The sequence below is a fragment of the Actinoplanes sp. NPDC026670 genome, assembly GCF_040638175.1.
Taxonomy (GTDB): Bacteria; Actinomycetota; Actinomycetes; order Mycobacteriales; family Micromonosporaceae; genus Actinoplanes.
This window is the reverse complement of the sequence record NZ_JBEZXU010000002.1, coordinates 262,520-287,842: the sequence shown is the minus strand read 5'-3', so window position 1 is coordinate 287,842 and position 25,323 is coordinate 262,520. Positions and strand designations below refer to the sequence as shown.

Genomic DNA, 25,323 nt, shown 5'->3' with positions numbered 1-25,323 from the left:
TGTTCTTCCGTACCGTACCGTATGGAGATGGTTGAACGCCGCACCCGCAAGCCCACAGCGACCAGGCTCACGGCCGGCGACTGGACCGCCGCGGCGCTGGAGGCGATGGCCCGCGGCGGTCTGGCCGCGGTCGCCGTGGAGCCGCTCGCGGCCCGGCTCGGCGCCACCAAGGGCAGCTTCTACTGGCATTTCGCGAACCGCGACGCGCTGATCGAGGCGGCCCTGCAGCGCTGGGAGACCGACCACACCGACGCGGTGATCGCCCTGGTCGAGGCCGAGCCCGATCCGCTGGCCAGGCTGCGGACCCTGATCGGCACGGTGATCGAGTCGACGGCGATCCCGGGCGCCGACGCGATCGAGCTGGCCATGCTGGCGACCGCCGGCCATCCGCACGTCGCGGCGGCGCTGGCCCGGGTGACGGCGCGCCGGCTGGCGTACACCGCCCGGTTGTTCGAGGATCTGGGCCTGCCGCCGCAGGAGGCCGGCCATCGGGCGCTGGTGGCGGTGAGCGCCTATCTGGGGCATGCGCAGCTGGCCCACGCCACGCCGGGGCTGGTGCCGGGCACGCCCGAGCAACGCCGTACGTATGTCGATCGGCTCATCGGGCTCGTCACGGGCCCGTGATCGGCTACCCTGCCGGGCGTGATCTACCTGCGGAATGCCGCGGCCATGTGGACCGCCCTGTTCCCCGCGGCGCGTCTGGACGAGCGGCTGCTGCGGGTGGACCGGCCCGGCACGACCCGGGTGATCCTGCGGCAGCCGCCCACCGCGGCGACCGTCGCCGAGGTCGCCGGGATGGCGTTGCAGAGCCGCGTCGTCGTCGAGGACGTGTTCACCAGCCCGGACGCCGACCCGGTGTTCCCGAATTCGCGGGCGGTGTGCATGCCGGTGATGAACCGGCCGCCGGGCGGCCTGAAGGCCGCGGCGGCGCCGGTGGTCGAGGTCCGTGACCCGGACACCCTGGCGCAGGCGGAACGGGTGATGGTCGACGGTTTCCCGTTCCCCCAGCTACAGCCGTGGGTACGCGCGCAGGCGCTCCCGCCGAGAGTGCTGGACCTGCCGGGCTGGCGGGTGTGGCTGGCCTACGACGGCGGGGCGCCCGCCGCCGCGGCCTACACCTACGACGACGGGCACGCCACCGGCCTGTACTGGCTGGCCACCCTGTCCTCCCACCGGTCGCGGGGGCTGGGCCGGGCGGTGCTGTCGGCGGCGATCGCGGCCCGCCCCGACCACGTGTTCACGCTGGTCGCGACCGAGGCGGGCCGGCCGCTCTACGAGTCGCTGGGGTTCGCGGTGGTGCGGATGGCGACCTGGCACACCCGGCCGCCGATCCTCACCGCCTGAGCCGTCACCACGTCCACTTCTGCAGCGCCGCCCCGGTACAGGTGACGATCCTGACCTGGGCGGCGTTGGTGTTGGCCGCCGCGGCCAGGCACAGGGTCGTCTTGCTGACCGGGCGGACCGTGCCGTCGGTGCGGAACTGCCAGCGTTGCGCTCCGGTGCCGTTGCAGCCGAACTGCCAGATCCGCTGCCCGTTGACGAAGTTGCTGCTCGGCACGTCCGCGCACATCCCGAACACCCGCAGCGTGTTGTCGGTGAACCGGGTCAGCGACTGCGCCTTGGTGTTGTTGCAGGTGTAGGTCTGCAGGTAGGTGCGGGCGGTCAGCGCCGACTTGGGGATGTCGACGCATTTGCCGGTGCTGTTCTTCAGCGGGCTCATCAGCGGCGTCGGCGCTTTGGCGACCTGCACCATCCGGGCGACCGACGGGACACCGGCGGCGTCGGTGACGAACAGCATGTACCAGCCGGGCGGCGCCACCCCGCCGGTCGGCGGCCCGGTCACCGTCAGCGTGGTCCCGGCGACGGTGTATTTCAGCGGGATGTACCGCTGGCCCTGGTCGACGCCGTGGGTGACGTCGGCCAGCGCGACCAGCCCGACCTTGCGGATGGTCGCGGCCTGCGGGCTGGTGAGCGTGAACGCCGCGCCGACACCGACGGTGCCGGGCCCGGCCGAGATCACCGGGCGGGCCGCGAGCTCGCCGCTGCCGTCTTTCTTGTACAGGTACGGCGGGCTGAAGTACTCGACGTTCTTCTCCAGGTAGCCGGCGGTCATGCAGCCGCCGCAGATCCCGCCGCCACCGGTCATCACCCGCCCGTCGGGCAGCAGCGCGGCCGTCGAGTGGTACTGGCGGATGCGTTCGGCGGCGGACAGCACCGTCCACTGGCCGGTGACCGGGTTCCACAGTTCGGCGGTGGTGACGGCCGCGTTCAGGTCGACGCCCCCGTTGACGGCGGCGCTGGTCAGGCCGCCGGTGACCAGCACCGACCCGTCGGCCAGGACGGTGGTGTTGTGCTGGCGCCGGCCGGTCGACATGGAGCCGGTGGTGGTGACCGCCGGGACCAGGCCCTTGTTGCTGTCCAGGATCACCGCGGTGCGGGTGGGCCGTTTCGCGACGCCGTCCTCGGTGATGCTGCCGCCACCGACCACAAGGGTCTTGCCGATGTCGTAGGTGGCGAAGCTGCCGTAGTCGCGGGTGATGCCGTCGCGGGCAGCGGTGCCGGTGATCGCGCCGTTGCCGGCCGTCGTGATCGTCCAGCCCGTATTGTAGGGACCGAAAAGACCCAATTGTGTGTCCGGGCGGGAAATCATGAACGGATAGAGTCTCGCGTTGTATTTCGTGAAGTTCGGCAATTGGCGAATCACACCGTTCGTCTGATAGACCTCCGCGACGGCCGGCCCGCCCCCGATGATCACTTCTTCACCGTTCGCCATTTCCGTCACCGACGGATACCAGCGGGCGGCGGCCATGTCCCGGCCACGGGTCCACGTTTCGGTCTGCCAGTTGAACACGTAGGTGCGCACCGTGCCGGCCAGTTGCGCGTTGGCGTTTCCGCCGGCCACCAGAATGTTGCCGTTGGCCAGGTGCGCGAACCCGGCACAGAACAGGTTGGTGCCCTGCAGGTCGACGCGTTTCTGGGTGTTGTCGGCCGGGTTCCACACCATCGCCCGGGTGAAGTCGTGGTTCGGGTAGTCCTCGGCCGCGTTGTCGCCGACCGAGTCCCAGATCAGCACCTTGCCGTTGGGCAGCACCGCCGTGAACACCGGCACCACCGTGGTGTCGACGACCGGGCTCCACTGGCCGGACACGCCCGGATCGGCGTCGGCGGCACTGGCCCGCAGCTGGGCCCGGCCTGGTCGCTTACCGGTCTGGCGCTCGATACGCGCGGCGTTCTCGGCGGTCTTCTTCTCGATCTCGTGCATCGGCACACCGACCAGGTCCTGCGCCCGGTGCTCGGCGTCGTCCTCGGCGCTGCCGGCCGCGTGAGCATGAGCGTGCGGCACGGCCGCCGGCGCGGTCACGGGCGCGGCCGAGGGTGCCCCGGCCGCTGACGTGGCGACCAGGAATGATGCCGACAAAAGGCAAGCGGCTATCAACACACGTATTATTCGCATGGCATTGTCGTCCCTTCACCGATCGCGCGGCCGGGACTTTATGCGCAGACTTGATCGTGAATATCCCCGTGATTTGTCTCGTGCCGCCCCCGTCAATGTTCAGTGCGGTCACCATAGCTCTCAACCGAGTTGTCCATCAATATTCACCGGTGGCACTTCCGGGCTCGGACCACTCACCCTTTCGGTCGGCGCGCTGTCGGTTCGGCGATACTTGCCGGATGTCCGAAGAGATCCTTTCCGGCGGCAACACCGGCGGCGCGGTCCGCTCCGGCGACACGGTCCGCCGGCCTGCCGGCCCGTGGACACCGACGGTGCAGCGGTTGCTGGGCCACCTGCGCGGCCACGGTGTGACGTGGCTGCCGCAACCTTTCGGTACGGACTCCGCCGGCCGTGACATCGTGTCCTATCTGCCGGGAACCGTGCTGAACGCAGACCTTCCGGACTGGGTGTGGGCCGACGAGGTGCTGGTCGATGCGGCCCGGATGATGTCCGCGCTGCATGCGGCGACCAGCACGTTCGACCGGGCCGGGGCGGTGTGGCGGATTCCCGTGCACGAGCCCGCCGAGGTGGTGTGCCACAACGATTTCGCTCCGTACAACATGGTGTTCACCGGCCGGACCCTGACCGGGGTGATCGACTGGGACACCGCGTCGCCGGGGCCGCGGGTGTGGGATCTGGCGTACCTGGCCTACCGGCTGGCGCCGCTGACCGATCCGGCCAACACCGAGGCCGTCGACAACGGCATTGCGGAACGGTCCCGGCGGCTGCGGCTGTTGTGCGCGGCGTACGGCGACCGCGCCCCCGATCCGGCGCAGGTGGTCGGGGTCGCCGTCGACCGGCTGCACGACCTGGCGGCGTGGACCGAGGCCCGTGGCCCGCAGCTGGCGTCGCACGTCGCCCTGTACCGGCGTGACGCCCGCTGGATCACCGCCCACACGGGAGCGCTGGCGTGACGGTGACCATCGAGGTCGTGTCGTTCGTCGCAGCTCCCCCGGCCCGGGTGTTCGACCTGAAACTCGACGTCGACGTGCACGCCGCATCCCAGCGCGACAGCGCCGAGACCGCCGCGACCCGCGACGACCGGCGCCGGCTGCTGCTGGGCGACGAGGTGACGTTCACGGCCCGCCATTTCGGGTTGCGCTGGCAGATGACCAGCCGGATAACCACCTATCAGCGCCCGGCCCCGACCGGCGCCGCCGGTTCGCGGCCGGCCCGGTCCGGCGGCCCCGACCAGCAACCGGGCCCGGATCGGTCGGCGGACCCGCGGCCGGCCCGGTTCGGCGAGCAACCGGGCCCGGATCCGTCGGCGGACGCGCAGGCGGGCCGGTTCGTCGACGAGCAGGTTCGGGGGCCGTTCGCGATGATGCGCCATGAGCATCTGTTCGAACCCGACGGCGCCGCGACGCGGATGACCGACCGGATGACGTTCGCCGCGCCGCTGGGCCCACTGGGCGCGGTGGTGGCCCGGCTGGTGCTGGCGCCGTATCTGCGTCGCCTGCTGATCCGGCGGGCGGCGCATCTGGACATGCTGGTCAGGTCGGGCGGCTGAGACGGTCCAGGCCGCGTTGCGCGTTACGGCGGATCCGTTCGACGGGATCGTCGAGCATGATCCGTAGCAGTGGTGCGGCGGTGGCGTCGCCGTGCATGGCCAGGCGCAGGGTGATGACCGACCGCACGTCCTGGTCGGTGTCCCTGGTCAGCGGCAGCAGCGCCTCGGCGTAACCGGGCCGCCGCAGCCACGCGACAAGACTCGCGGCTTGGCGGCGCACACCGGGGTCGGGGTCGTCCAGGAACGCACGGGCGATGCCGTCGATGGGTTCCCGGTCGCGTTGCCCGCCGACGGCTTCCAGCGCGGTGTGCCGCAGCGCCGGATCGTCGAGGGCGGCGACCATGATCGGCAGGTCCCGGGCGTCACCGATCAACCCGAGCGCCCAGACCCGCATCGACGCGTCCCCGGTGAACGCGAGCGCCTCGGCGCGGCTGGTCTCGGCCTCGAACTCGGCCAGGTATTCGATCTCGTCCTCGATCTCCCGGAAGTCGAATCCCTGATCAGCCGCGCTGCGAAGCTGCCGCAGCAGTTCCCCGAACCCCATGGGCGCCCACGCTACGTGACCCGCTTGGGGATCGTTGGGGTGCCGGCGCACCGGATTTCCGCCGGGATGGACGGTAGAGAGAGCGACAGGAAGGAGCATCAACGAAACGTGCGTCCGGTAAAGCCACCGCCTGGATCAACAGCATGGCGAAACTCGGGTAGGAACCGCCTCCGGCGAAATCCGTCACGGTCGTCGGCCAATCGGCAAGACGCGGCCGCCGGTGTTCGGTCCGGAGTGGTCTCCGGCGGGCGACGGCCAGCGCACACGATGCGGCAATGTGCGATTTCATCCTCGTCGGAACGATGGCAGGCGCACACGGACGGCATAACGTGTGCTCCCGTCCCCGTCGGAGCGAAGCAGGCGCACACGACCGGCGAATGTGTGCGCTGACCATCGCTGCTGCCGGCGGACCCGCCGGCGGCGGTGCGCTCCTGGCATCGCCTCTGGACGGCCGTCCAAGGGCACAAGACCTTACGGAGTTCGCTGCGGATGACGCTGACCAGGAGAAATGCAAAGTCCACTTCGGCTGCGGCCCTGACCGGCACTGTCGCTGCCTAAAGTTGGCGAACTCGAGTGCGACCGAAATCGACAAGATCGCGGTGGGCGCGGTGCGGCGCCCTGCCGGGGCGACGGTGGGGGTCACCCCCGCCCAGTGGCGGCGATGACCCCCAGCGTCGTCCGGGTGTTCAGGCGGGCGTGTTGAGGGCCAGGCGGCTGATCTGCTGCGCCGGCAGCACCCCGGACAGCACCCGCACGTCGTCGATGTCGCCGGGCCAGAAGTTGCCGGCCCAGCCGTTGTACTTCGACCGGCCGATGGTCAGCGGGCCGCTGCTGGTGAACGCCCGCCCGGCCACGGTCCCGGCGGTGGCGTCGCGGATCCCGTCGACGTAGAGGGTGACGGTTGCGGCGGCCGCGTCGTACACCCCGGCCAGGTGGGTCCACCGGTTCACCACGGCCGGGCCACCGACCGCGGTCGCGAACGCCGGGTCGACCGTGTCGGTGGCGGGCACGGCGAACGTCCACCGCCCGGACCCGGCGCGCTGCAGGTAGAAGGCGCTGGCCTGCGCCCCGTCCTGGCCGACGGCGGTGTGGTAGCCGCCGGCGGAGGTCAGCCGCACCCAGGCGGTGACGGTGAAACTCTGCCCGGTGTCCACGACCGGCCCGCCGGTGCTCGCCTGCCCGGACATCCCGTCGAAACGGATCGCCCGGCCCTGCCCGGCGCGCACGTCGGTGATCAGTGTGGCGCCGCCGGTGACGACCGGGTCGCCGGCGGCGTCCAGCGGCCAGTAGCCGCGCAGCGTGTACGGTGGCCCGCCGAACGTGAACGAGTCGATGGTCGTTGCGGCGGGCCGGGTGATGTAGATGGTGTGCACCCCCGGCGGCAGGGACGACACCGCCGCCGACACGGTGGCCGTGGCGCCGCCGGTGTCGGTGACGGCGACCGTCGCGACGGGGGCGGCGGTGGGGCTGCCGGCCCGCACCAGGATCTGCCCGGCCCGGCTCGACACGGCCCGCATCTGCACGCTGCCCGTGCCGGCGCCGACGTCGACCTGGTCGAAACGCAGCACCTCGCCGGTGGTGGCGTCCGCGGTCGCCGTGTCGATCGGCAGCCCGGCGGGCCGGTTGTCGATGACCTGCACCCAGTCGACCAGTGTCCGTACCCCACCGGCTTTGATCGCGGTTTCGGTCGCGGCCGGAAGGCCGTCGGGCTCGCCGTTGAACGCCTTCGGATAGCCGCCACCGATCGCCATGTTCAGGATCAGATACTGCGGCTGGTCGAACACCCACGCCCCGGTCGCGGTGACCTGGTCCGCGGTGAGCCGGAACACCTCCCGTTCGTCGATCAGGAAGGTGATCGCCCCCGGTGACCAGTCGGCCCGGTAGACGTGCCAGCCGGCGGCGTCGAACCCGGCCGGGAACAGCGCCGCCCGTTTCGCGTTCGTGTCGTAGCTGTCGGACGGGAATCCGAGCCCGTGGTCGGCGGTGTGCAGCGGGTCACGGCCGGGGAAATGCGCGCCCACCGACGTCCAGCGCGGGTCGCCGACGTTCTCCATGATGTCGATCTCGCCGTTGGCCGGCCAGCGGGCGCCGTCCAGGCCCAGCGTCCAGAACGCCGGCCACGTGCCCGGCAGGGCGGGCAGTTTCATCCGCGCCGACATGCTGCCGTACGTGACGTCGAGTTTCGTTTCGGTCTGCACCCGCCCGGACGCGTACCGGTAGTCACCGACCGTGCCGTCCGGGTAGGTGATCTGCCGGGGGTTCTCGGTGACCGCCAGCGCGAGCGCCCCGTGCCCGGCCCCGGTCGACGTGTTGTCGTGGTCGATGTACACGTTGTCCGCGCTCGGCGAATACCACTGCTGGTCGCCGTCGTTGACCCGTTTCCAGCCGCCGGTCTCCTCGGCCAGCCACAGGCCGGTGTTCAGGGTGGGCGCGGAGAAGTCCTCCGACAGCACCACCCGGCGGCCCGGTACGGCAGCGCCCGCCGCACCCTGCGGCGCCACGACGGTGACGGCCGCGGCCACCACCGTCACCGCGATCGACCTCAGCAATCGCATGACTCCCCCGTTCGGTCATCGATGATCACCACGCGATGCTAGCGGCGATCATCGATGCCTAGGGGGCCGGCAGAAACGTCCGGGCGCCGCGCAGCACCACCCTCAACCTCGCCTGGGTGGCCGTGCAGTCCAGCTGCACATCCCCGGCGCCGGCCGCGGTCCGCATCCCCGCCACCACCTTCGACGCCGGCACCCCGTCACGGCGGGCGATCCGCGCGGCCAGCTCGAACCGGCTCACCGCGTCGGCGCCGGCCACATGACAGATCCCGGCCTGCCCGGACCCGGCCAGCTCCAGCAGCGCCGCCGCCAGGTCACCGACCTCGACCGGGCAGCGGACATCGTCGGTGAAGAACACCCCACCGGCATGCACCCGCGCGGCGATCACCGTGCCCGGCCCGCCGACGATCAACGACGTACGCGCCACGACCGCCCCCGGATCCACCGCCCGCACCGCCGTCTCCGCGGCCGCCTTCGCCGCCCCGTACACCGTGCCCGGCACCGGCACGCATGTCTCGTCGTACCGGCCCGGCGCCCCGGAGAACACCGCATCACTGGACACGTGCACCAGCCGCGCCCCGGCCGCGACCGCCGCAGCCGCCACATGCCCGGCCCCGTCCGCGGTGACCACCCAGTCGTCCTGCCGGTACGCCGCATTGATGATCACCGCCGGTGCGACCCTCGCCACCAACGCGAACACCGCAGCACGGTCCCGCAGGTCGGCATCACGACGGCCGGCCGCCACCGCCCGCGGACCGGCCTGCCGGGCCAGCTCACCACCCAGCCCACCGGTCCCACCGAAGATCAGCACCGTCATCGGACGCCTCAGGCGCGCGCCGGGTCGGTCACCAGCAGCGGATCGTCACTGTCGACCTCACCGGCCAGCGCCTCCGCCGTGGTCACCCCCACCAGCTGCAGAAACCGGTCACCCAGCTGCGGGTCGGCGGCCAGAATCACCACACTCAGCCCCGACGGCGGCCCGTCGGTGTGCGGATGCCCGGTGACCGGCCCACCCAGATCCGCCCACTGGCCCTCCTCGAACGGCTCACCCGCCTGCGCCGCCAGCCCGGCCAGCCCGGCCACCCGGTTCAACAGCAGGAACGGCCACTGCGGCGGCGACTGCTCCACCCCACGCACGACCCGCACGGTCAACTCGAAACCGTGACGCTCACCCAGCCCGTACGACACGAAATGCCAATGCCCGTCCGCCGGATACGCCGACGCGGCCTGTAACTCGAACCCCTCAGCCGGATATGTCACATGCCACGGCTGCGCCTGGGGGTAGAGCGCGCTCATGGCCTCGGTGACGGTGTCCCACATCATCCCGGCATTTGATCATGACGATGGGTGTCCTGGGCAGCCCGCCAGCCCCGCCGGCGTCCCCGGCCCACCACCACGGCCACCAGACCCGCCACCACCGCCAGCCCCGCACCACCGGCCGCGAACAACCCGGCCCGCTCCCACGCCGGCCCCCGCACCGGCGCCGCCACCGGCGAAGACGTGCCCGCCGGCACCGCCGCGACCACCGGACCCGACTCCTCGGTCAACGCCCGATACGGATCCAGCAACCCCACCCCGTACTGCGAACTACGCGCCCCACCCGGCGCCGGATCCGCCGACCGCAACAACCGGTCGGTGATCTCCTCCCCGGACTCCTGCGGGAACCGCTCCCGCAGCAACGCCGCCGTCGCCGACACGAACGGCGCCGCAAAACTCGTCCCCTGCACCGCCCGATGCCCCCGCACCGGCGACAACACCGTCACCTGATCACCGAACGCCGCAATGTCCACATGCGGCCCCGGCTGCGAATAATCAGCCAGCGTCCCGTCCGGGGTCACCGCGCCCACCCCGATCACCCCCGGAAACGCCGCCGGATACACCACCCCCGCATCAGCGCCACCGTTGCCGGCCGCCGCCACCACGACCACCCCGGCCCGCACCGCCGCCGCCACCGCGTCACGCACCGCCGGATCCGGATCCGGCATCACCAGCGAGATGTTGATCACGTCAGCGTCCGCCGGGCCCGCCGCCCACCGAATCGCCTCCGCGAACGCGTCAGCACTCGACCGCGACCGCGGAATCTGCTGCTGCCCCTTCGTATCGGTGTCCTCGGTCACCCGCACCGGAATGATCGTCGCCCCCGGCGCCAGCCCCCGCACCCCGGTCGACCCGTCCGGCAGGCCCGCAATGATCCCCGCCACCGCAGTCCCATGCCCAACACAGTCACGCCGACCATCGGCAGCACCGTGCAACAAATCCCGGCCCGCCAAAACCTGACCCTTGAGCTGCGGATTACGCACATCGACGCCCGAGTCGACCACCGCCACCCGCACCCCGGCCCCGGTCGCCAGACCCGCCAGCCGCTCCGGCGAATACGCCCGCAACTCCGCCGGCACCCCCGCCACCGGCGACCCGGCGCCCAGACACTGCGCCGCCACCACAGGCCCGGCCGGCGCCACCACACCACCCAGCAAACCCGCCACCACCGCCGCGAACACCCGCACCGACACCCACCCCCGCACCACAGTGACCGGCGTGGATGCTACCGGTGCCCGGTTGTGCCATCGGCACCCCGGCCGTTAGGTTGAGACCAGCCAATCTGCGGTGTGTGAGGGAAACCGGTGAGAGTCCGGTGCGGTCGCGCCACTGTAAACGGGCCCCCAGCCAGGGGGCCGGTGAGTCAGGACGCTCACGTGCCGCAGGCCCCATCGATCGGGACGCGTCATCCCGTAGGAGGAACACTCCGCCATGCCCAAGGCACAAGCACTCACCACCCCCGCCGTCTCCGGCCGGCTCCTCGCCACCGCCGCCGGCTTCACCGGCCTCATGCTCCTGCTGGCCTACCTCGTCGCCTTCGACCAGGGCGCCCTCTCCCAGTCCGGCATGTACCTGCACGAGCTCATGCACGACGGCCGCCACCTGCTCGGTGTCCCGTGCCACTGAGCTACACCCAGCTCCGCGGCCTGCTGGCCGGCCCCGCCACTGCGTGAACGCACTACGGCTCATCGCCGCCGGACACACCCCCGCACTACGCCGGGCCGTGTTCGGCGGCGACGACGTCCTCGACCAGGCCGGCACCGCCGAAGCCCTGGCACTGAAAACCTCCAGCGCGCTGCTGCCACGCCTGTTCCCCGACGACCAGCCGTGGCTCATCGCACCCACCCGCGCCGCACACCAGACCGCCACCCTACTCGCCGCCCCGGCCACCGCCGAAGACCCCGACCTGGCCGGACCCGACTTCGGCGCCTGGACCGGCCGGCCCCTCGACCAGATCGACCCGGCCGGCCTCCACCAGTTCCTCACCGACCCGGCGGCAACACCCCACGGCGGCGAATCCCTCACCACCACGACCAGCCGCCTCACCGGCTGGCTGCACCGACAAACCCACAGCAGGCGTACGGCCATCGCCGCGCCCCTGACGATCCGCCTCATCGTCGCCGCCGCCCTGGACCTGCCACCCACCTCCACCCACCTGGCAGTGGCCCCACTCACGGTCGTACGCCTCACCCACCACCACGGGTGGACCCTTCACCTCTGACGCAGCCGCCCTCCCCTCCGACGAAGCCGCTTCCACTCTGACGCGGCCGCTCTCCTCTCTGACGCAGCCGCTCGAACGCCTTCGGCCCCGTCAGCGCACCCCACGCCGCCACGATCTCCCGCGCACACTCCAGCGCGCTGCTGTCCGTGGTGTCGACGACGATGTCCCGGTCACCGTGCCCATAGACCAGCGTCTGCGACACCGCCAACCCCACCGGCCGGTCCCCGCGCGCGACCTCCCGCCGGGCCAGCTCCACCGGCGAACACCGCACCTCCACCAGCGTCACGTCGACACCGGCCAGCACCTCGACCAGATCCGCCAGCCGCCACGCCTCACTCAACGGGTAATCCATGATCACGTCGTTGCCGGCCGACACCAGCCCCGCCACCGCCCGGTGATACCCCCGCCGCATCCGGGTCAGCATCGCGTCGATCTCCGCGTCGTCGAGCACCCGCGTATGCACCGCCGACCGCATCGCCGTCAGCCCATCCACCGCGAACACGAACCACGGATCAGCCAGCAACGGCAGCAACGCCCGCACCACACTGCTCTTACCCGAACTCGACGCTCCATTGAGCAGAAGCACCCGACCCGACACATCAGGACCCTACAATCCGACCCCGTGACCTACCGAATCACCATCGACGACCTCACCGGACCCGCCATCGCCGCCCTCCTGCAGGAACACGTCGACCAGATGCGCGCCATCACCCCACCCGAAAGCAAACACGCCCTCGACCTCGACAGCCTCCGCGCCCCCGACATCACCCTCTGGACCGCCCACGACGGCGACCACCTCCTCGGCTGCGGCGCCCTCAAACACCTCGACCCCACCAGCGCCGAAATCAAATCCATGCGTACCGCCACCACCGCCCAGCGCCGAGGCGTAGCCGCCGCCCTGCTCACCCACCTCATCACCGAAGCCCGCAACCGCAACTACCGGCGCCTCTACCTGGAAACCGGCTCCGGCGACTTCTTCCACCCCGCCCGCACCCTCTACCACCGCTTCGGTTTCCAGCCCTGCGAACCCTTCGCCGACTACAAAACCGACCCCAACAGCGTCCACCTCACCCTTACCCTCTGACGATGCTCGACGCCTACACCCGCCTCTACATCGACACGTTCACCCGCCCACCCTGGAACGAGACCTGGCACCCCGACGACGCCCGGCAGCGCCTGCACGACATCCTCACCACCCCACGCACCCACCACACCCACACCGCACTCCCCGACGGCACCCTCACCGGCTTCGCCATCGGCCACCTCGAACGCTACGCAGGCGGCACCGACCACTTCCTGCTCCAGGAGATGTGCGTCCACCCCGACCACCAGCGCCAAGGCCTCGGCACCCGCCTGCTCACCGACCTCGCCACCCAGACCCCCACCGCCACCCACTGGTACCTGCTCACCGGCCGCGACACCCCCGCCGCCACCTTCTACCAGGCAAACGGCTTCCGCCCGGCCCACCTCAGAACCGTCTACGTCCGCCCCTGACCCCACCCCTGCATCTCCACAGCCACCGCCTTCCGGCCCGGCCTCACACGAGTAAGCACACACCCGGAACCCGGTCGCGAGATCACTCCGGTGCCGGACCGGCCGGGCCAGCGCAGCGATGCCAGAGATCGTTTGTGCTCGGGGTGCTGCCGGTGGTCGGTGTTCTACCGGTTCGGTCCCGGCCGAGACCACGAGCCGTCGCCCAGCACCGGAATGCGGGCGCCTTTACCGACCTGAGCGACGGCTGGGGGTCTCGGCCGGGACCGAACCGCAACGTTCAGCGGCGCCGCTCGCCAAGCGCCGCTCTCGCCAGGCGCCGCTCGCCACCTGAGCGTTCAGCGCCGCTGAACGCTTGCCACCTGCGGATCTTGCACGAAACGTCACCCTCGCCGCTCGCCGCTCGCCGCTCGCCGATCTTGCACGATTTTCCGCGTTCGCGCCGATCTTGCAGCCTTTTCCGCACCCCAACGGGAAGAAGGCTGCAAGGTCTCCCCGGCGCAGTAGACCTTGCACGGCAAACCACACCCAGACGTGAAGAACCCTGCAAGATCGCGGACAGCGAGGAGAACCGTGCAAGATCTCCACGGCTGCCCGCGGGACTAAACCCTGCGAAAACGACATTCCCGGCCCGGCGCGCTCAGGACGCTGCGGACCAGCAGCGGCCGAGAGCGGCCGGGTATCGCCGTCAACCCCGCTCCGCCTCACCCCTCAACGGCATGTCATACGACGCCCGCGCCCGGCGGATCTGCCGCACCACCGCGTCGATCACCACAGCATTGGCGAGCGCCCCCACCGACAGGCACACCACGAACACCACATCACTGTCAGCCAGCGCATGGGGCACCACCGCGAACAGCAACCACGACACCGGCCCGGTCAGCAGCATCGGCCAGATCACCGCAAGATCCGCATCCGGCTGACCCCACCGCGCCACCGACACGAACGCCCACACCGTCGCCGCCACCACAACCACCAGGTAGGCCCGCGAAATCCAGCCACCAACCACCCAACGCACCAGTTTCACGCCCGGCATCCTGAACGTTCCCGCAGGCCGGCACAATGATCGACCTCACCCGCCAAGATCAACATCAAGGCCGGCGGCCCCGGAACACTCCGGGACCGCCCCACGACCTACAGCACCCCGTCCAGAACCCGCTCCTCATGATCCAGATGCGCAACCAGCTCACCCGTCAACACATCCACCAGACCCAGCAGCTCCTCCCGCGCGAGCCCCGGCTCCCCCAGCACCGACCGCAACCGCTCCAGCAACACCGCCACCGTGCCGTGCTCAGCCCGCAACCGATCCAGCGCCGCCGCCGACTCCGGATACGCAGACTCCAGCATCGGAAACAGCCCCTGATCCTCCTTCACATGATGCCCATGCAGATTCGCGCACAACGTCAAACAATTGACCCGCAACTGCGCACCCAGCACCGCACCCGACCGCTGCACCTCGGCCCGGATCAACGCCAACTCCCGCCGAAAAGCGCCATGCACCAACCGCAGAACAGCAGCCGGCGACGACGGCGCATCACCAGCCGCACGCGGCGGCCCCGCCACCGGAACCGCCTCCAGAGCCACCACCGGCAACTCCCGCCCGGACCGCCGCTCATAATCGGCCCACCCGGAATCCGACTCCACCGCCCTGGCGAAAACCACATCCCGCTCCGGCCCGGACAACACGGTCGCCGCCGCCTCGTACACGAAAGGCCCGTCCTCGACCTGCACCACCGGATGCGCCAGCACATTGTGCAACCACGCCGGATGCCGCCGCGCCCCACCGTTCGACCCGATCACCAGAACCCGGCCCTGATCAGGCAGATAACCCAGCGGAACGGTATGCGGCCGCCCGCTCCGCGCCCCCGTCGTGGTCAGCAGCAACAGCCGACCACCCTCGAACATCCCACCGACCCGGCCCTGATTGGCCCGGAACTCGGCAATGACAGAAGAATTGAAATCGTTCGACATTCTCAGCTTTCGGTAGTCCACCCGGAAATCCCGCGAACCTCGCGCGGGCAGCAGAAATCCACCGTCACGAAACCGACGGCATGCAGAGAAGACGAAACGATCAGGCGGCGATCTGGCGCGGGCAACGGGCGACCGTGGCGGCCGCCCGGCGATCACGCGTCAGCCGGGTGCCCCACTCGGTAATGGCCCAAGGCCGACCCGGCAGTCACGAACGACACCCTAACCCAATTCATGTCCGGTCGGCGAAGCCGTCCTTTCAGCTCTTGAAGGGTGCGGCTTGCCGCACAACCTCTAAACCATCCTAGGATGTACGTTCCAGTCGGGTCCCGTCCGTCCCACGCGACGCCGCCACCACGCACGACCGCGACGCACCGCCGGGCTGAATCCGGTGGTCCGGACTCCATCGCGCCCCGACCGCAGACACCGCGGCCTGGCACGCCTCTCGTAAGGTGCCGCCCATGGCCATCCCCGAATACGTCGCCGCGCTGCGCACCAAGATCGGACACGACCCGCTCCCCCTGCCCGGAGTCATCGCCGTCGTCCTCGACGAACGTGACCGGGTCCTGCTGGTCCGCCGCTCCGACACCAGCGACTGGGCCCTGACCACCGGCTGCCTCGAACCCGGCGAACAACCCGCCGCCGGCGCGATCCGCGAAGTCCACGAGGAGACCGGCCTCGACGTCACCGTGGAACGACTGCTCTGCGCCGAAGCCCTCGACCTGTCGGTGGCCCCCAACGGCGACCAGATCTACTGGCTGGCCATCGGCCTGCTGTGCCGATCCACCGGCGGCACCGCCCGCGTCAACGACGACGAATCGATCGACGTCGCCTGGTTCGAGGCGGACGCCGTACCCCCACTGCCGCCGCACCAGCAACGCTGCCTGACCCTTGCGACAACGACGCCCGGCCGGGCCCGCAAGGGCCGGCCGGGCGATCCCCCCGTCGACGAAGGTCAGCTGTCGAAATAGAGCGTGGCCCCCGCACAGCCGTACGGGCAGTGCAACTCGGCCCGGTAGTTGCCGGACTGCCCGATGATCATCCAGGCGTTGTGCTCCGCGCTGCGATACTGATAGTCGCGGAGCACCTCAGCGCCGGTGCCGACATTACGGACGATGACGAACGAGCTCGGCGGATCCGCCTCGGTCCCGGGCGGGTTCGGCGTGGCCGGCGAGTAGATGTTCAACGTGGCGACGTGCGGATTGGCGCCCGCGGCGAGCCACATCGGCGCGGTGTTACACCCCCACTTGTTGCTCGCCGCCACCGTGCACGACCGCTGGGCGGCCTGCACCACCGCGGCACCGGCCGGCTGCCCCGCCAGCATGACGCCGGCCAGCGCGGCCACCGCCACCACCCCCCGCATGAACTTACTCAACGAAATCCCCCTCCTCGAAGTCCCGCGACAACTCCTCCTTGACTACTCCATCCTCCGGCGACGACGGCGTACCGAAACAGGCCGCCGACCGGCAGTTCACCGGCAGGTATCGACGTGATACGGGTCGACCGCCGACATAACCGCATACAACCTCTCGGCAGTCCGTCCGTGCCGGGCCGCCAGCGCCGGGTCGCTGCCCGCGAGCGCAGCAGCCAAACCGGCATGCGCGACCGCCTCCTCATACCGCGCATCGATCCGCTCAGCGAGATCCAGCGCCTGCCGGTGCAACCCGGCCGCCGCCTCCACGTCCCCGGCCCGCAGCACCGTGCCACCGAGCCGGTTCAGCGCCAGGCACCGCCCCTGCGGACTACCCGCCCGCTCCGTACGCCGCACCGCCGACTCATGCAGACGCCGGGCCTCCCCCAGCTCACCCGCATGCAGGTGGATCAGGCCGATCTCCGCCAGCGCCTCAGCGACACCCGTCTCGTTCCCCGCCGCCTCGAAATGCGCAAGCGCCCGCCGCAGCAGCAACGGCGCCACCGACCGATGCCCGAGCCGAGCATGCGCCCGGCCCATCTCGAACAGGATGAAAGCCCACCGGTAACCCTCACCACCCAGGTCCTCCCGATGACACGCCGCCCGCCGCAGGAAATGCAGCGCCGTACCGTACTCGCCGAGCGCCGTATGACACTCACCGAGCATCCGCAGCGCGTTGGCCCGGTTGATCGCCAGCCGGCGGCGCGTCGCCGCGCTCTCCCCGGCGCCGGCGGGCTGCGCGAGCACCCAGTGACCGTTCGCGGCCACTTCGCCGAACCGGCCACTCTGCAGATCCAAGGTCATCAGATTGACCCTGGTGAGCAGCTCCGCCGACGTCGCACCGGTCGCCCGCCACAACTCGAGCGCATGACCGATGTGCTCCCGGGTCTGCGCCATCTGACCACACCGGGCATGCGCGCCGGCCAGATAGTTGTGCGCCATCGCGGTGAGGTCGAGGTCCCCCAGACGCTGCGCAGCGGCCAGCGCCGCCCGCTGCACGGTGATCAGAATGCCCGCGTTGCCACGACGCCAGTGGAACCCCCACACCGCACGGGCCAGCAGACACACCAGCCGGTCCATGCCGAAACGCTCGGCGACACCGATGGCCGCCAGCACGTTACGCCACTCGGCCTCCTCCCACCGGGTCCGCTCCGCCTCGGAGGCGAACACCCGGCGATGAGCCGACGGCGTCCCCCAGCCCGGCGTGTGCAGACCGTCGATCATCGTGCCATCCGGCAGGTCGGTCACCATCGAATGCAGGTAGTACTCCAGCAGACGCCGCACCGCTGCCCGGCGCACCGGCTCCTCGTCCACCTCCGCCGCCAGCCGGCCGGCGTAGTCACGGACCAGGTCGTGCAGGCGGTACCGCCGCACACCCCGCTCGTGCAGCAGGTGCCCGTCGAGCAGCTCCTCGACGGCGGGCCCGACCGTGGCAGGCGTGCCACCGGTCAGCGCAGCCGCCGCGTACTCATCGAAATCCTCACCGCTGTGCAGCCCCAGCCGCCGCAACAGCTCGGCGGCCGGCCCGGTGAGCTGCCGGTACGACAACGTCAACGCCGCCGCCACGGTCATCCCCTCGGCCGCCAGCTCGACCACCGGCGGCTGCGCGTTTCGGAGACGCTCCGCCAGGTCGGCCACCGTCCACGACGGCCGGTACCGCAACCGGGCAGCGGTCAGGCTCAGTGCCAGCGGCAGATTCCCGCACAACCCGGCCACCTCCTGCGCGAAGCGGTCCTGCCCCGCCATCCGCTGCGCACCGATCACCCCGGCCAGCAACGACACCGCCGCGGACTCGTCGAGCGGATCGAGGGTGACATGCTCGTCGGCATCCAGCCCCACCAGACGACGCCGGCTGGTCACCAGCACGAGCGCCGACGACAGCCCGGGCAGCAGCGGCCGCACCTGCACGCTGCCCGCGACGTTGTCCAGCACGACCACGATCCGGGCGCCGGCCAGCTCGGTGCGCCACCGGGCGACCCGGCCGTCCACATCGTCGGGCAGCTCACCGGCCGGCACGCCGAGTTGCCCGAGCAGCAGCCCCAGCGCCACCGGCGTCTCGACCGGCGCCTGCGTGCTGTGCCCGTGCAGGTCCACGAACAGCTGCGCGCCCGGGTAGCGGTCCGCGACCTGGTGGGCCACCTCCAGGACCAGCGCGGTCTTGCCTACTCCGGCCATCCCGTCGACCGCGACGACGAGCGACCGATCACGCCGGCACCGGTCGACGGCGGACAGCAGCCGGGCCACCTCGCCGGCGCGCCCGCGGAAATGCGTGGCGGGCCGGGGCAGGCAGTGCACCGCCGGGCGCTCCGCGGGCGGGAACCCGGCCCGGACGAAACTGTCCCGCTGGGTTCCTTCCAGCCCGAACGCATCCGCGAGCAGCCGTGCCGAGGCCGGCCGCGGCGCCTGCACCCGCCCGGCCTCGAGCTCGCGGATCGTACGCACGCTGATCCCGGCGCGACCGGCCAGCTCCTCCTGGGTCAGGCCCAGCCGCCGCCGGTGATCCACCACGAGTAGTCCGAACATGGACCTCCCAAGCCGTCCGGCTCTGCACGACCAGTCTCCCAAGCATCGGCAACCATCACTGTGGGTCGGCGAAGCCGTCCTATTAGTCTTTGAAGGGTGCGGCTTGCCGCACTGCCCGTAAGGCGTCCTAGGAAACTAGTCGAATCACCTGGACCAGTTTTTCTAGACTCACGATCGTGGATACCGTCGCGGTGCTGCTGACCCGGATGGTCGGCGCACGACCGCTGCTCGCCGTCGCTCTCAAGGCCCGCCTCCTGCCGACCACCCTGCACCAGTACCTGACCGGCCAGGCCCTGCCACCCGACTCGGCCACCCTGGAGGCGATCGGCAACGCCTGCGGAGCGAACGAGTGGCAGCTCGACACCCTCGTCGAGACGTGGGCGCTGCAGAAGAACCCACCTGCCGAGCTGGACTATGCCGGATTCACGTATCGCGGCAACTACCGCCGGCCGGACGGGCCGCGGGGCGGTGACGCGTACAACGCGGCCCTGCACGAGGTCTGGCTGCGCACCGGGAAACTCGAACCGGTCGCCGGCCAGGACCAGTTCGCGGCGGAGAAGGCGCTGCGCAGCTGGCAGCTCAGCCGCCTGCAATCCGACGGTCCGCTGCGCGACCAGATCCGCCGCGCCCTGAACCACGACGACTTCCCCGCCGACCCCGACATGCTGCAACGCCGGGTCGCTGCCGCGTTCCCGGTGGGCCACGACCCCGACCCGACCCCGCAGGCACTGCACCTGATCGGCATCGGCCTGCTGCACCCGGACGCCGCGATGCGCCGCCGCGCCTTCGGCCTGCTGGTCGCCGATCCCCCACCGGTCGCCGACCCAGCCGAGCAGCGGACCCTTCTCGCGACCGTACGGGACACGCCCGGCCCGGACTGGTCGGCCGCGACCGAGCCGGCCGACCGGGCGACGGTGGAGAACGGCATCCGCGGCTGCTACCACCTGTGCGGCCTGCCCCCGCCCGAGTCGATCGTGTGGGTGGACTCCCCGTACACCGGTGTGCTGCTGCGCCGGCTGGCCGCGCCGTTCTTCGAACACCCGCTGTGGAACCGCACCGACAGGTTCCGTGACTTCGGCGTCGTCGAGTCCCGCTACCCCGACGACCTGCGGTCCCGGATCGAACACGACCTGAAACGCCACTTCGGCTACCAGGGCGTCCCGCACTACTTCGGCGCGCTCAGCGACGACGACCTGAGGCTGACCTGGGGCGCGACGCTGATCGCGACCGAACCGGCCCGCGCCCGGCGAGCCCTGGAGGAGGCCGCCGCCCGCCTGCCCGAGCCACGGCCGGTCCTCGGCCCGGGCGATCCGCCCCCGGCCGACAACAACGACCGCTACTACCACCTGGACGGCCAGAACCTGGCCTCGTGGATCCTCCGCGTCACCGCCCGGGTCGAGGCCCTGACCACGGCCGGCGTCGCGATCGGCGACCTCGGGGAGCGCCTGTCCGCCTACCGCGACGCCAACCTGGCCGGCCCGTGGTGGCCGAGCCCGCGCCTGGTGATCGTCTGCGAACGCCCGATCGCCGCCGGGCCGGGCGCACTGCGGCGGTGGGCCGACGGGACGGCTACGTCACACCGATAGGCCCTGACAAACTGTACCGACTAGTCGGTACAGTTTTGGGATGCTCCTGTCACCGACCGACGCACCGCCGCGGCGCCGCTGGGCAGCCCTCGCCGTCCTGGCCTCCGCGGTGCTCCTGCTCGCCATCGACAACACCGTGCTCGCCCTGGCCGTCCCCGCGCTGACCACCGACCTGTCACCCACCGCCGAGCAGGTCCTCTGGATCGGTGACATCTACTCGCTGGCCCTGGCCGGGCTGCTGGTGCTGATGGGCAACCTCGCCGACCGGTTCGGCCGCAAGCGGATCCTGCTGCTCGGCGCGACCGCGTTCGGGGTGGTGTCGGTGCTGGCCGCGTTCGCCGGCAGCCCGGAGCAGCTGATCGCGGCCCGGCTGGCACTCGGCGTCGCCGGGGCGACCCTGATGCCGTCGACGCTGTCGCTGATCCGCAACCTGTTCCCCGACGACACCGAGCGGGCCCGAGCCATCGCCATCTGGTCGACCGCGTTCGGCGCCGGCTCCGCGATCGGCCCGCTGACCGGCGGTCTCCTGCTGGAGCACTTCTGGTGGGGCTCGGTCTTCCTGATCAACGTGCCGGTGATGATCCTGGTCGTGGTCTCCGGGTGGCTGCTGCTGCCGGAGTCCCGCGACCCCGAGCCGGGCCGGTTCGACGTGCTGTCGGCGGCGCTGTCGATGGCCGCGATCGTCCCGCTGGTCTTCGCGATCAAACACGTCGCCGGCCACGGCCTCGACCCGGTCACCGTCGGCTGCGTGCTGGCCGGCACCACCGCGGGCGTGCTCTTCGTGCGCCGGCAACGGCGCCTGGACCAGCCGATGCTCGACGTGGACCTGTTCCGCAGCCCCGCGTTCTCCGGTGCCGTCACCGCCAACGTGATCGCCATCTTCGCGCTGACCGGGCTGCTGTTCTTCTTCTCCCAGTACCTTCAACTCGCCCGCGGCCACAGTCCACTGGAGGCGGGCCTGGCCGAGCTCCCGGCGACGCTCGCCTCGATCGTGGTCGTCGCGCTCATCGGAGTGTCGGTGACCCGGCTCGGGCGGGGCCGGGCGATCGCCGTGGGACTCACCGCGGCCGCGGCCGGCCTCGCTCTGGTCGCGGCGGCCGCGCATGGCCCGTACATCTGGATGGGTCTTGCCCTTGTCCCCATCGGTCTCGGCATCGGCCTGGCGATGACGCTGACCGGCGACGCCATCGTCTCCGCGGCGCCGCCGCGCAAGGCCGGCTCGGTCTCGGCGATCACCGAGGCCGCCAACGAGCTCGGCGTCGTCCTGGGCATCGCGGTGCTCGGGTCGCTGGTCTCGTTCGTCTACCGCAGCTCGGTGACCATCCCTTCCGGCCTTTCGGCCGACGACACCGCGGCGGTACGGGACTCGCTCGGCCCCGCACTGCGGGTGCTGGGCCCGCAGTCCCCCGCCGCCGACGCTGCTCGCGACGCGTTCATCGCCGGTATGCAGGTCACCTCCCTGGTCGCGGCCGCGCTGACGTTCGCCGCCGCGCTCGTGGCGTGGCGGCTGATCCCGTCGCCGCGCGCGAACCGGCCGTAGGTAGGTTGTCGGACGTGGGACGCACAGCGGGCCGGTCACCGGAGGAGACGAGGCGGGCGCTGCTGGCGGCCGCCGCCGAGGCGATCCGGGTGCGTGGCATCCACGCCTCCCTGGACGAGATCGCCCGCTTCGCCGGCGTCTCCAAAGGCGGGCTGATCTACCACTTCGCCAGCAAGGACGAGCTGATGCTGGCGCTGGTCCACGCGGAGCTGGCCGCGTTCCAGGCGGCGGTCGACGCCGAGCTGGATCCGGCCGACACCGCGCCGGGCCGCCTGACCCGCGCCTACATCCGGGCCGTGCTGGCCCCCGGCACCGACGACGAGGCCCGTGAGTCGCTGGCCCTGATCACCCAGCTGATGACGCTGCCCACGGTGGCCGGCGTGGCCAAGGCCGACGCCGAGCGCATCGAGGCGGCCCTGGTCGCCGACGGCCTGCCCGAGGACGTGCTGGCCCTGGTGGTCGCGGCGGCCGACGGCATGAGCAGCGCCCCACTGTGGGGCGGCTCTGCGAACACCCCGGCCCACCGCCGGCTCGCCGACCGCCTGATCCACCTGACCCGCCACCCCGGCCTGTGGGAGTCGCTGCCCTGGCCTACCGGCTGAGCGTCAACGACTGGAAACGGAAACCACGCCCGGTGTCGACCGGATGGAAGTCCACCACGCCGAAACCGGCTTCGACGACGAAGCCGAGCAGTTGCTCGTCGGTGCGCCACGAGAAGAACCGCGGCGGCACATGCTGGTCACCCTCGATCGGCCCCTCGACGCTCTCGGCGCCGCCGTACACCCCGACGAACAGCAGGCCGTCCGGGCGCAGCACCGCCCGGAACGCCGCCAGCACCGCCGGGAGATCACGGTTGGGCACGTGCAGCAGGCAGTTCATCGCGAACACCGCGTCGAACGACCCGGCCGGAAAATCCAGGTGCAGGAAGTCCCGCTCGTACGCCTCCAGGCCCTTGGCCCGGCAGTGCTCCACCATCACCGGCGACAGGTCGACCGCGACCACCGCCAGGCCCTCCTGCTGGAAGAACAGGCTGTCCTGCCCGGTGCCGGCGCCCACCTCCAGCAGCCGCGCCCCGGGCGCCAGCCGGTCCCGGAAGGCCTGCCGCTCCACCAGTTTCCACGGCTCCTTGGTGAGCCCGTCGCGCCACTGTGCGCCGTTGTCATAGCCAGCCGCAGCGAACCGAGCACGTCGCCGTACCGAACGTCCATGTCGATCACTATCCGGGTGACCGTCAGACGGCCTCCGACCAGTCGACGATCAACTGGAACATCGGGGCGCGGCCGGCGAACATCGACTCCCAGTCACGGGTGTCGTAACCCCGGCCGCGCGGGCCGCTCCACGCCGACACCAGCATCCGCGGCAGCAGCCAGAAATACTTCGTCGCGCCGGTCACCATGATCGCCCGCCGCGCCTCGTCCGGCGGCAGCACGCCGGCCACCCCGCGGGCATAGCCGCTGATCACCGCATCGACCACGGCCGGCAGACGGGCCACGTCGGCGTAGCCGTCCCAGAACGTGTCGAGCGCCAGGTTCGCCGCGTCCTCGCCCAGAGCGCCCGGTCCGGCGTACGACCAATCCAGAAGAACCAACCCGCGACCGGAACCGATCAGATTCATCGGCCACACGTCGTGATGGCAGAGGGTGCGCGGCAGCGCCGCCGACGCCTCGATCAGCTCGTGCCGCCGCTCCCACAACCGCCGCAGCCCGGCGCGCAGCGCCGCCGGCAGGGCGGCCTCCGCCGCCGGATGATCCCAGCGGAGATCGTCCGGCACCGGCTGGGCCAGGGTGTAATCGGCCAGGAAATCCCGGGCCAGCCAGCCGGTCTGCGGCGGGTCTCCGGCCCATCCGCTCTGCGCCACCCCGATCCGGTACGCGCAATCGCCCAGCTCCTCAGTGCCGAGCGACATTCCGGCCGTGCCCTGGACATCCTCGAGGATCATCTCGATCGCCTCGTCACCGAGCGGGTTCAGCGCGATCAGCGACGGCCCCCGCAGCCCGCCCGCGGCGAACGCCGACCCGGCCAGCCCGGTCTCGTAGACGAGAGGCTCACGCCGCCAGTAGTTGAAATGCCCCGGATCGTCGCTGGCCGCCAGATGTGCGGCCGCCCCCGCCCGGCGCGCGTTCACGACCTTGCGGATCGCCGTCCCGGAACCGTGCCCGATCCGCCACACCCCGCCGGTGACCTCGTTGGCGGTCGAGTGAACCAGTTGCGTCGCACCAGCCGGGGGTTCAGTCACGTCCCGCATTCTGCCGGACCGCGACCACGTTGACCGCCACCACGACGGCGATCCCGATCCACTCGTGCAGCGCCAGCACCTGTCCGAGAAGGATCAGCCCGGCAAGCGCCGCGAAGACCGGGTGGACACTCGACACCACACCGAAGTAGGCGGGCGGCACCCGGCGCAGCGCCAGCAGGTCGATCGCGTACGGGATGACCGACGCCAACAGGCCGGCGGCCACCCCGTACAGCAGCGCCATGGGGGTCATTCGGCCCTGCACGACGAGCATCGTCACCAGCGGGAGAGTCAGCACCGCGGCCACCGTGGTGGCGGCCGCCGTCGCCTGCAGGCCCGGCAGGCGGCGGCCGAGCAGCCGGTTCAACAGGATGTAGGACGCCCAGCAGCCCGCCGCGACCAGGCCACACCCGATACCCAGCCAGTCGCTCGTGCCGGAGGGCAGGACCAGCACGTACACACCGATGCCGGCTCCGGCCGCGCACAGCAGGTCGAGCCGGCTTCGGGAACCCGCGAGCGCGACCGCGAGCGGCCCCAGGAACTCCAGGGTGACCGCCAGCCCGAGGCCGATCCGGTCGATGGCCGTGTACAGCGTCAGGTTCATCGTCACGAACACCACGCCGAGCACGATCGTCGGCCACCACTGGGCCCAGGTGAACCGGCGGAAGTTCGGGCGCACCGCCGGCAGCAGCACCGTCGCGGCCACGAACTGCCGCATCCCGACCACCCCGGACGGGCCGATCAGGTCGAACGCGTGCGCGCCGATCGCCGCGCCGGTCTGGTTGATGGCCGCGCCGCCCATCATCATCGCCGGCCCGGCGAGCCGCGAGCCCCGCCGCGTCACCGTTCGTTCCTCGACCACAACCGTCATATGGCGAGTGTCGGCGTCCGGCGGGCCCGCGGAGAAATACGCGCCGCGCGGCACTTATACGCT

25 protein-coding genes, 1 pseudogene and 1 riboswitch are annotated in these 25,323 nt (G+C 71.2%); of the genes and pseudogenes, 12 read left to right on the top strand and 14 right to left on the bottom strand.

Annotation, left to right across the window (positions count from 1 at the left end; all coding sequences use genetic code 11):
- The first annotated feature begins 27 nt into the window (after window positions 1–27).
- Both AB0E94_RS03095 and AB0E94_RS03090 read left to right on the top strand, forming a co-directional pair.
- Entirely contained in the window at window positions 28–624 is a 597-nt protein-coding gene (locus tag AB0E94_RS03095; RefSeq protein ID WP_360321662.1) for a TetR/AcrR family transcriptional regulator, read from the top strand.
- Window positions 625–642: 18 nt separating this feature from the next.
- Window positions 643–1,344, top strand: coding sequence for a GNAT family N-acetyltransferase (locus AB0E94_RS03090; protein ID WP_360321659.1), 702 nt, complete (start codon window positions 643–645; stop codon window positions 1,342–1,344).
- A gap of 4 nt (window positions 1,345–1,348) precedes the next feature.
- On the opposite strand, the gene AB0E94_RS03085 is transcribed toward AB0E94_RS03090, so the two are convergent.
- Window positions 1,349–3,361 carry a galactose oxidase-like domain-containing protein gene (locus AB0E94_RS03085; RefSeq protein ID WP_360321656.1) on the bottom strand — a complete coding sequence of 671 codons (2,013 nt, stop codon included), beginning with the start codon at window positions 3,359–3,361 and terminating at the stop codon, window positions 1,349–1,351.
- A 311-nt stretch (window positions 3,362–3,672) separates the two neighbouring features.
- On the opposite strand from AB0E94_RS03085, the gene AB0E94_RS03080 reads away from it, so the two are divergent.
- Together AB0E94_RS03080 and AB0E94_RS03075 are read left to right on the top strand one after the other, a co-directional pair.
- Window positions 3,673–4,407, top strand: coding sequence for an aminoglycoside phosphotransferase family protein (locus AB0E94_RS03080; protein ID WP_360321653.1), 735 nt, complete (start codon window positions 3,673–3,675; stop codon window positions 4,405–4,407).
- Window positions 4,404–5,003, top strand: coding sequence for an SRPBCC family protein (locus AB0E94_RS03075; protein WP_360321650.1), 600 nt, complete (start codon window positions 4,404–4,406; stop codon window positions 5,001–5,003). Before AB0E94_RS03080 ends, AB0E94_RS03075 begins: the two co-directional genes overlap by 4 nt.
- On the opposite strand, the gene AB0E94_RS03070 is transcribed toward AB0E94_RS03075, so the two are convergent.
- The 5 genes from AB0E94_RS03070 to mycP all read right to left on the bottom strand — a co-directional run bounded on the left by AB0E94_RS03070 (window position 4,987) and on the right by mycP (window position 10,603).
- Window positions 4,987–5,547: a HEAT repeat domain-containing protein gene (locus AB0E94_RS03070; RefSeq protein WP_360321647.1), complete on the bottom strand. Its 561-nt coding sequence runs from the start codon at window positions 5,545–5,547 to the stop codon at window positions 4,987–4,989. The genes AB0E94_RS03075 and AB0E94_RS03070 overlap by 17 nt on opposite strands.
- A 686-nt stretch (window positions 5,548–6,233) precedes the next feature.
- A complete protein-coding gene (locus AB0E94_RS03065) occupies window positions 6,234–8,102 on the bottom strand; it encodes a LamG-like jellyroll fold domain-containing protein (RefSeq protein ID WP_360321644.1) in 1,869 nt (622 codons plus the stop codon).
- A 58-nt stretch (window positions 8,103–8,160) separates the two neighbouring features.
- Window positions 8,161–8,916, bottom strand: coding sequence for a sugar nucleotide-binding protein (locus tag AB0E94_RS03060; protein WP_360321641.1), 756 nt, complete (start codon window positions 8,914–8,916; stop codon window positions 8,161–8,163).
- Between the two features lie 8 nt (window positions 8,917–8,924).
- Entirely contained in the window at window positions 8,925–9,422 is a 498-nt protein-coding gene (locus tag AB0E94_RS03055) for a suppressor of fused domain protein (RefSeq protein WP_360321638.1), read from the bottom strand.
- Window positions 9,419–10,603: a type VII secretion-associated serine protease mycosin gene (gene mycP / locus AB0E94_RS03050; RefSeq protein ID WP_360321635.1), complete on the bottom strand. Its 1,185-nt coding sequence runs from the start codon at window positions 10,601–10,603 to the stop codon at window positions 9,419–9,421. The genes AB0E94_RS03055 and mycP overlap by 4 nt, the downstream gene beginning before the upstream one ends.
- A gap of 109 nt (window positions 10,604–10,712) precedes the next feature.
- Window positions 10,713–10,788: riboswitch (cobalamin riboswitch) on the top strand.
- Between the two features lie 59 nt (window positions 10,789–10,847).
- On the opposite strand from mycP, the gene AB0E94_RS03045 reads away from it, so the two are divergent.
- Window positions 10,848–11,042: a CbtB domain-containing protein gene (locus AB0E94_RS03045; protein WP_360321632.1), complete on the top strand. Its 195-nt coding sequence runs from the start codon at window positions 10,848–10,850 to the stop codon at window positions 11,040–11,042.
- 43 nt (window positions 11,043–11,085) lie between these two features.
- The gene (locus tag AB0E94_RS03040; protein WP_360321629.1) at window positions 11,086–11,637 is read left to right on the top strand and encodes a histidine phosphatase family protein; all 552 of its coding nucleotides are present in this window, start codon (window positions 11,086–11,088) and stop codon (window positions 11,635–11,637) included.
- On the opposite strand, the gene AB0E94_RS03035 is transcribed toward AB0E94_RS03040, so the two are convergent.
- Window positions 11,603–12,223, bottom strand: a complete 621-nt coding sequence (locus AB0E94_RS03035) for an AAA family ATPase (protein WP_360321899.1) — start codon at window positions 12,221–12,223, stop codon at window positions 11,603–11,605. The two genes, AB0E94_RS03040 and AB0E94_RS03035, sit on opposite strands and share 35 nt — an antisense overlap.
- Window positions 12,224–12,259: 36 nt before the next feature.
- Between AB0E94_RS03035 and AB0E94_RS03030 the strand changes: the two genes are divergently transcribed.
- Window positions 12,260–12,721, top strand: a complete 462-nt coding sequence (locus tag AB0E94_RS03030; protein WP_360321626.1) for a GNAT family N-acetyltransferase — start codon at window positions 12,260–12,262, stop codon at window positions 12,719–12,721.
- A 2-nt stretch (window positions 12,722–12,723) separates the two neighbouring features.
- Window positions 12,724–13,131 carry a GNAT family N-acetyltransferase gene (locus AB0E94_RS03025; protein ID WP_360321623.1) on the top strand — a complete coding sequence of 136 codons (408 nt, stop codon included), beginning with the start codon at window positions 12,724–12,726 and terminating at the stop codon, window positions 13,129–13,131.
- Window positions 13,132–13,816: 685 nt separating this feature from the next.
- Here the strand turns inward: AB0E94_RS03025 and AB0E94_RS03020 are convergent.
- Together AB0E94_RS03020 and AB0E94_RS03015 are read right to left on the bottom strand one after the other, a co-directional pair.
- Entirely contained in the window at window positions 13,817–14,155 is a 339-nt protein-coding gene (locus tag AB0E94_RS03020) for a hypothetical protein (RefSeq protein WP_360321620.1), read from the bottom strand.
- A 107-nt stretch (window positions 14,156–14,262) separates the two neighbouring features.
- On the bottom strand, window positions 14,263–15,120 hold the full coding sequence (locus AB0E94_RS03015; protein WP_360321617.1) for a nitroreductase/quinone reductase family protein: 858 nt from the start codon (window positions 15,118–15,120) through the stop codon (window positions 14,263–14,265).
- Window positions 15,121–15,557: 437 nt separating this feature from the next.
- Between AB0E94_RS03015 and AB0E94_RS03010 the strand changes: the two genes are divergently transcribed.
- Window positions 15,558–16,067 carry an NUDIX domain-containing protein gene (locus AB0E94_RS03010; RefSeq protein ID WP_360321614.1) on the top strand — a complete coding sequence of 170 codons (510 nt, stop codon included), beginning with the start codon at window positions 15,558–15,560 and terminating at the stop codon, window positions 16,065–16,067.
- Here the strand turns inward: AB0E94_RS03010 and AB0E94_RS03005 are convergent.
- Together AB0E94_RS03005 and AB0E94_RS03000 are read right to left on the bottom strand one after the other, a co-directional pair.
- Window positions 16,052–16,471: a hypothetical protein gene (locus AB0E94_RS03005; RefSeq protein ID WP_360321611.1), complete on the bottom strand. Its 420-nt coding sequence runs from the start codon at window positions 16,469–16,471 to the stop codon at window positions 16,052–16,054. The genes AB0E94_RS03010 and AB0E94_RS03005 overlap by 16 nt on opposite strands.
- 96 nt (window positions 16,472–16,567) lie before the next feature.
- Window positions 16,568–19,030, bottom strand: a complete 2,463-nt coding sequence (locus tag AB0E94_RS03000; protein ID WP_360321608.1) for a tetratricopeptide repeat protein — start codon at window positions 19,028–19,030, stop codon at window positions 16,568–16,570.
- A 176-nt stretch (window positions 19,031–19,206) separates the two neighbouring features.
- Here AB0E94_RS03000 and AB0E94_RS02995 point away from each other — a divergent pair, with 176 nt between their 5' ends.
- From AB0E94_RS02995 to AB0E94_RS02985, 3 genes are read left to right on the top strand one after another with little or no spacing between them, the layout of a single operon-like run.
- Window positions 19,207–20,616, top strand: coding sequence for a hypothetical protein (locus tag AB0E94_RS02995; protein ID WP_360321605.1), 1,410 nt, complete (start codon window positions 19,207–19,209; stop codon window positions 20,614–20,616).
- Window positions 20,617–20,656: 40 nt separating this feature from the next.
- Window positions 20,657–22,156 carry an MFS transporter gene (locus AB0E94_RS02990; protein ID WP_360321602.1) on the top strand — a complete coding sequence of 500 codons (1,500 nt, stop codon included), beginning with the start codon at window positions 20,657–20,659 and terminating at the stop codon, window positions 22,154–22,156.
- A 14-nt stretch (window positions 22,157–22,170) separates the two neighbouring features.
- Window positions 22,171–22,758 (top strand): TetR/AcrR family transcriptional regulator, encoded by a 588-nt coding sequence (locus AB0E94_RS02985; RefSeq protein WP_360321599.1) that lies wholly within the window; start codon window positions 22,171–22,173, stop codon window positions 22,756–22,758.
- On the opposite strand, the pseudogene AB0E94_RS02980 reads toward AB0E94_RS02985, so the two are convergent.
- The 3 genes and pseudogenes from AB0E94_RS02980 to AB0E94_RS02970 form a co-directional block, all read right to left on the bottom strand.
- A pseudogene (locus AB0E94_RS02980) lies at window positions 22,748–23,373 on the bottom strand (class I SAM-dependent methyltransferase). The gene AB0E94_RS02985 and the pseudogene AB0E94_RS02980 overlap by 11 nt on opposite strands.
- A gap of 14 nt (window positions 23,374–23,387) precedes the next feature.
- A complete protein-coding gene (locus AB0E94_RS02975; RefSeq protein ID WP_360321596.1) occupies window positions 23,388–24,392 on the bottom strand; it encodes a phosphotransferase in 1,005 nt (334 codons plus the stop codon).
- On the bottom strand, window positions 24,385–25,260 hold the full coding sequence (locus tag AB0E94_RS02970; protein ID WP_360321593.1) for an EamA family transporter: 876 nt from the start codon (window positions 25,258–25,260) through the stop codon (window positions 24,385–24,387). Before AB0E94_RS02970 ends, AB0E94_RS02975 begins: the two co-directional genes overlap by 8 nt.
- Window positions 25,261–25,323: the final 63 nt, after the last annotated feature.

Bases quoted from the DNA above. Each gene is read 5' to 3' on its own strand.
- AB0E94_RS03000 (WP_360321608.1), bottom strand. From the start codon at position 19,030: ATGTTCGGACTACTCGTGGTGGATCACCGGCGGCGGCTGGGCCTGACC.
- AB0E94_RS03080 (WP_360321653.1), top strand. From the start codon at position 3,673: ATGTCCGAAGAGATCCTTTCCGGCGGCAACACCGGCGGCGCGGTCCGC.
- AB0E94_RS03055 (WP_360321638.1), bottom strand. From the start codon at position 9,422: ATGATGTGGGACACCGTCACCGAGGCCATGAGCGCGCTCTACCCCCAG.
- AB0E94_RS03060 (WP_360321641.1), bottom strand. From the start codon at position 8,916: ATGACGGTGCTGATCTTCGGTGGGACCGGTGGGCTGGGTGGTGAGCTG.
- AB0E94_RS03045 (WP_360321632.1), top strand. From the start codon at position 10,848: ATGCCCAAGGCACAAGCACTCACCACCCCCGCCGTCTCCGGCCGGCTC.
- AB0E94_RS03070 (WP_360321647.1), bottom strand. From the start codon at position 5,547: ATGGGGTTCGGGGAACTGCTGCGGCAGCTTCGCAGCGCGGCTGATCAG.
- AB0E94_RS03010 (WP_360321614.1), top strand. From the start codon at position 15,558: ATGGCCATCCCCGAATACGTCGCCGCGCTGCGCACCAAGATCGGACAC.
- AB0E94_RS03065 (WP_360321644.1), bottom strand. From the start codon at position 8,102: ATGCGATTGCTGAGGTCGATCGCGGTGACGGTGGTGGCCGCGGCCGTC.
- AB0E94_RS02970 (WP_360321593.1), bottom strand. From the start codon at position 25,260: ATGACGGTTGTGGTCGAGGAACGAACGGTGACGCGGCGGGGCTCGCGG.
- AB0E94_RS02990 (WP_360321602.1), top strand. From the start codon at position 20,657: ATGCTCCTGTCACCGACCGACGCACCGCCGCGGCGCCGCTGGGCAGCC.
- AB0E94_RS03025 (WP_360321623.1), top strand. From the start codon at position 12,724: ATGCTCGACGCCTACACCCGCCTCTACATCGACACGTTCACCCGCCCA.
- AB0E94_RS03095 (WP_360321662.1), top strand. From the start codon at position 28: ATGGTTGAACGCCGCACCCGCAAGCCCACAGCGACCAGGCTCACGGCC.